Origin of the sequence: Mycobacterium sp. (assembly GCF_049280035.1) — a bacterium.
Lineage (GTDB): Bacteria > Actinomycetota > Actinomycetes > Mycobacteriales > Mycobacteriaceae > Mycobacterium.
In genome coordinates this window covers 1-4,668 of sequence record NZ_JBAPPI010000602.1, presented here as the reverse complement: position 1 = coordinate 4,668, position 4,668 = coordinate 1, and the positions used below count along the sequence as shown (strand labels likewise).

7 protein-coding genes are annotated in these 4,668 nt (G+C 62.4%); 6 read left to right on the top strand and 1 reads right to left on the bottom strand.

Going from position 1 to position 4,668, the window contains the following annotated elements; all coding sequences use genetic code 11:
* The 6 genes from WAN71_RS19515 to WAN71_RS19490 form a co-directional block, all read left to right on the top strand.
* The coding region (locus tag WAN71_RS19515; protein ID WP_422226905.1) for a zinc-binding dehydrogenase at window positions 1-539 on the top strand (539 nt) is incomplete at its 5' end.
* Between the two features lie 3 nt (window positions 540-542).
* Window positions 543-1,298, top strand: coding sequence for a hypothetical protein (locus tag WAN71_RS19510; protein ID WP_422226904.1), 756 nt, complete (start codon window positions 543-545; stop codon window positions 1,296-1,298).
* Window positions 1,295-1,816, top strand: coding sequence for a DUF302 domain-containing protein (locus WAN71_RS19505; RefSeq protein WP_422226903.1), 522 nt, complete (start codon window positions 1,295-1,297; stop codon window positions 1,814-1,816). Before WAN71_RS19510 ends, WAN71_RS19505 begins: the two co-directional genes overlap by 4 nt.
* Window positions 1,817-1,831: 15 nt before the next feature.
* Window positions 1,832-2,680 (top strand): alpha/beta fold hydrolase, encoded by an 849-nt coding sequence (locus WAN71_RS19500; protein WP_422226902.1) that lies wholly within the window; start codon window positions 1,832-1,834, stop codon window positions 2,678-2,680.
* Between the two features lie 52 nt (window positions 2,681-2,732).
* Entirely contained in the window at window positions 2,733-3,491 is a 759-nt protein-coding gene (locus WAN71_RS19495) for an SDR family oxidoreductase (protein ID WP_422226901.1), read from the top strand.
* Between the two features lie 27 nt (window positions 3,492-3,518).
* A complete protein-coding gene (locus WAN71_RS19490) occupies window positions 3,519-4,430 on the top strand; it encodes an NAD(P)H-binding protein (protein ID WP_422226900.1) in 912 nt (303 codons plus the stop codon).
* Window positions 4,431-4,436: 6 nt separating this feature from the next.
* Here the strand turns inward: WAN71_RS19490 and WAN71_RS19485 are convergent.
* Window positions 4,437-4,668: hypothetical protein (locus WAN71_RS19485; protein WP_422226899.1), on the bottom strand; the 232-nt coding region annotated here is incomplete at its 5' end.

Sequence of the window (4,668 nt, the reverse complement as noted above, 5' to 3'; positions counted from 1 at the left end):
GGGAGTATCTGATCAAGCTGGCGCAGCGGTTCGGGTGGAAAACCGTGAGCGTGGTCCGGCGCGAGGCCGCCGCCGAGCTGGTTCGCAGCTGGGGTGGGGATCGCGTCGTCATCGACGATGAGAATTTGGAATCCAATCTGGCCCAGTCACTGAGCGATGCCGAGCTCGACATCGTCGTCGACTCGGTAGGCGGCGGGGCGGCGCGGCAGCTCGCCCAGCACCTAGGCTTCGGGGGCACGTTGGTCTCTTACGCGGCTTTGTCGGGGCAAAGCGCATCGGTGTCCGTACTTGAGCTGATTGGCCGCCACGTGAACTGGACGGGATTCTGGGAAATCAACTGGCTACGCCGCACCGACACCGAGGTGGTGCACAGCACCTATCGCGAGTTGGTGGCGCTGGTTGCCGACGGCACGCTGAGCGCACGAGTCGCAGGCACCATGCGGCTCGACGACTGGAAAGACGCGGTAAGCCTCGCCCAAGGCGGCGGGGGTCGGGAGGGCAAAGTCGTGTTCGTGTTTGACGAGCAACACAGGACATAGCCCATGACAGACGATCTGCTTAAGCTAGCCATTGCCACCACTGGTGGGCACGAACTGTGGAAAATGCTGCGCGGCTTGCGGATCGACATCTCCATCGGCGGACCGATCTGGGCCATGAAGGGTTGGCCGCCGAAGAAGACGTTCGACCAGATCATCACGCTGGACACCGTCAAGGAACACATCGTCTTCACTCCTTTCACCCGTCCCGATCAGCAGATGGTGTTCGACGCCGCCACCGACAGTGTCACCATGGAAACCCTAGACGGCCAACCGGTCGACAAACTCGCACCCGCACGCGCGGGATTCAAAGGCATGCTGCGCAACAGCGCCTGGAACGCAGCGCATTTGGGCTACTTCCTGGGCTACGCCTGCTGGAACTACTTCACCACTCCATTCCTGTTCACGTACCCCGGCGTGGCAGCGCGTGAGATCGAACCCTGGCATGAGGCCGGCCAAACTTGGCGGCGCCTCGAAGTGCGGTTCCCGCCGTCAATCGCCACCCACAACCCCGACCAGGTGTTCTACTTCGATTCCCAAGGCCAGCAACGGCGCATGGACTACATCGTCGAAATCAACGGCAGCACCCTCGTCGGCCACTACACCAGCCGCTACAAGAGCTTCGGCGGCCTGCAGGTAGCCACCCGCCGGCGAGTCTTCCGCCGCAATCCCGACAACACCGTCAACCTCAATCTGCCCTCGATCACCCTCGACATCCGCGATGTCGAACTCATCCGTCTCGACGAAAAGGCCCTCCCATGACCACGAACAACATCGCCGTCGACCACCCGTCCCGCCGCCTGGTGGTCGCGCTGCCAACGCTCTACGACGAGGCCCGCGAGCAGTACGAGACTCTGGTTCCCGAAGTGGATTACGCCCGTTTCTTTCAGATGGCCTCGTGGCAGGCGACCTTGGAGCTCGCCGAAATCAATGCCCCGCACGGGTTTATGCGCTACTACCGCGGCGACGTTACCGCCACCATGGCCGGCTCGACGTCACTGTGGAAAGCAACCCAATACCTGATGGGCAACCACACCATCGCCGAACGCATGTTCCGCCACGACCCGTCGGTCATGCTGCACGCCCCGCTGCGCACCCTGCTCTACGCCGACGCCAACGGCGACACCAAGTTCGTGGTCGACCAACCCAGCCTGCTGTTCAACAGCTACGACAACCCCGACATCGCCGCCGTCGGACAAGAACTCGATGCGCTGCTCGTCGGGCTGATCGAGTTACTCGGCGGCGAAGTTCCCGAACAGCTGTGTAACCGTGTGGGCTGAAAGGAGTCCGTCGCGATGAACACCCGCACGGCACAAACATATTTGCAGACGCCGACTCAGGTAATACGCACCGTGGACGGTGTCGACTTTGCCTATCGACGCATGGGTTCCAGCGGCGATGTACCGCTGGTGCTCGCCGGCTACTTCGCGTCCAACATGGACGACTGGGATCCGCTGATCGTTGATGGCCTCGCTGCAGACCGGGAACTGATTACATTCGACTATCCAGGGATCGGAGGCTCCACCGGTATCACCACGTCGACTGTTGCTGAACTCACCACCAGTTGTCTCGATTTCCTTCGCGCGCTGGACCTGACAACTGTTGATTTCCTTGGCTTTTCATTGGGCGGCATGGTTGCGCAGCAGATGGCATCCGAGCAACCCGAAATGATTCGCCGCATGATTCTATGCGGCACTGGCCCCCGCGGCGGCGAAAAGATGACGTTCACCGAACTATCAATAGACGAGCTAGAAGACCCCGTAGCGTTGATTCTGAAATCATTCTTCACCCCAAGCGAACCCGGCCAGAGCGCGGGAAATGCGTACCTCCGGCGCCTGAGCCTGCGCGAGACCGAGCGCGTATCACCGGTCACTCTCACATCGGCCGATGCACAGCTGCGCGCGATCCGTGAGTGGGGCACGATTCCCGCGGATAACCGGTACGCGATGCTCAAGGCCATCACTCAACCAGCGTTGATCGTTCACGGCAACAAGGACATCGTCGTCGACCCCATCAACGCCTTCATCCTTGAAGAGCACCTCCCCTACGCCACACTTCTGGTACTTCCCGACGCCAGCCACGGCGCACAGTCGCAACATGCAGACGTCTTCCTGGCCAATGCGCGGCTGTTCCTCAACACCTGAACGCGCAGTAAAAACGAGCGAACCAGAACAACAGCTCTGAGAGGACGCACACGTGGGATTGCTGGATGGCAAGTCCGCCGTCATCACCGGTGGCACATCGGGTATCGGCCTAGCCACTGCTGCCCGATTCGTCGACGAAGGCGCACGGGTATTCATCACGGGGCGCCGGCAAGCCCAACTCGACGAGGCGCTAGGCCAGTTGGGCGAACGGGCCGACGGAATACGCGGCGATGTGGGTGTGGGCGCCGATTTAGATCGGTTGTACGCCGCGGTGGCCGAAGCTGGCCGGGGGTTGGACATCGTGGTGGCCAACGCCGGCGTCACCGCGGTGGCCCGCATCGGTGACATCACCGAAGACCACCTCGACACACTGCTGTCGACGAACATCAAGGGTGTGGTGTTCACCGTGCAGAAAGCACTTCCGCTGCTGAACGACGGGGCCTCGATCATCATCACCGGGTCCACCACCGCCGAGCGGGGCCGCGAAGGCCTCGGAGTCTATGCCGCCACCAAAGCCGCAGTTCGTTCGTTTGCCCGCACCTGGGCCAACGAGCTGAAAGCGCGCGGGATCCGAGTCAACGTGATCGTCGCCGGTTCCACAGCAACACCCGGTAGCGATAATCTGGCCGACCAGACCAGTCCGGGCGAGTCGATAACTCAGTTCCGCGCCGATCGCATCGCCGGCATACCGCTGGGCAGGTTCGGCGAACCTGACGAAATCGCTAATGCGGCATTGTTTCTGGCCAGCGACCTGGCAAGCTTCACAACTGGCTCCGCCGTCACCGCTGACGGCGGAGCCAACCAAATCTGACCGATCTACGAACATGAGGCCGCGGTTATGACTCGCACTCCCAGTTACCTGATCACCGGCGCCGGCGGCGGTGTCGGCGGGGTCAGCCGGCTCGTCGTGGAGCAACTTCTCAGCCATGGCGAGGCAGTGCGGGCGATGGTGCACCGCGACGACTCGCGCGCCGATGCGCTGCGCGCGCTCGGAGCTGACGTGATCGTCGGAGATCTGACCAACCCGGTGGATGTCAGTGCGGCAATGTTTGGCATCGGCCGAATGTTTTTCAACATGAGCGTGTCGGCGCAATATTTGGAAGCCACCGCAGTGGTGTGCGCGGCCGCCGACGACGGCGACGGCTTGGAAGTGCTGGTCAATATGTCACAAATGACGGTCTCGCAGATGACCGCAACTAGCACCGAGGAATCCCGCCAACAACGCCTGCACTGGCTGGCCGAGCACGTCATCGACTGGTCGGGCTTGCCGGCCGTGCAGATCAGGCCGACCGTCTTCCTCGACAACCCGCTGTTCACCGTGCTCGCAGCCCGCTCAATCCGCGAGAACGGGCAGTTGGCGTTGCCGTTCGGAAGCGGCCGCACCTCCCCTGTCGCTGCCACGGATGTGGCCGCCGTCGTTGCCACCGTTCTCCGTGCGCCGCACGATCACGTCGGTGCGGTCTACGAATTGACCGGGCCGGCAGCGCTGGACATCGATGAGTTAGCCGAGCAGTACGCGAAAGCCCTTGACCGGCCGATGACCCCGGTTCGGCTGCCCTACGACGAATGGCTTGAGCATCTCACCCAAGCAGGACTCGACCCGCACACCCAACAGCACATCGCCACCATGGCCAGATTGCATCGCGACGACCGCTACAACCGCTTAACCCATGATGTCGAAGACCTCACCGGTCGCCCCGCGCAATCGGTGCAGGAGTACATCTCGCAGCGACGTGAACTGTTCACGTAACCCGGATTACGTTGGCGTTGACCTCGACTCGGCTGCGAGGACGCGTTCGCGTAGCTCTGCGGGGTAGAGGTTGTCGAAGGTGGCGGGGCGTGCTTCGCCGTCCTCGAGGGCGGCGAGCAATCCGTCGTGGACGACGATCGGGCCGCGCCCGCCGTGCCGCTCCTCTTCGGTGTAGCACTGATACCAGGGCAGGATGGGGACTGGCCAGTGTTCTTGGCGCAGTTGAGGATGTATGCGG

Excerpts from the sequence above, each read along its gene's own strand:
- WAN71_RS19505 (WP_422226903.1), top strand. The coding sequence starts at position 1,295 with ATGACCACGAACAACATCGCCGTCGACCACCCGTCCCGCCGCCTGGTG.
- WAN71_RS19490 (WP_422226900.1), top strand. The coding sequence starts at position 3,519 with ATGACTCGCACTCCCAGTTACCTGATCACCGGCGCCGGCGGCGGTGTC.
- WAN71_RS19500 (WP_422226902.1), top strand. The coding sequence starts at position 1,832 with ATGAACACCCGCACGGCACAAACATATTTGCAGACGCCGACTCAGGTA.
- WAN71_RS19510 (WP_422226904.1), top strand. The coding sequence starts at position 543 with ATGACAGACGATCTGCTTAAGCTAGCCATTGCCACCACTGGTGGGCAC.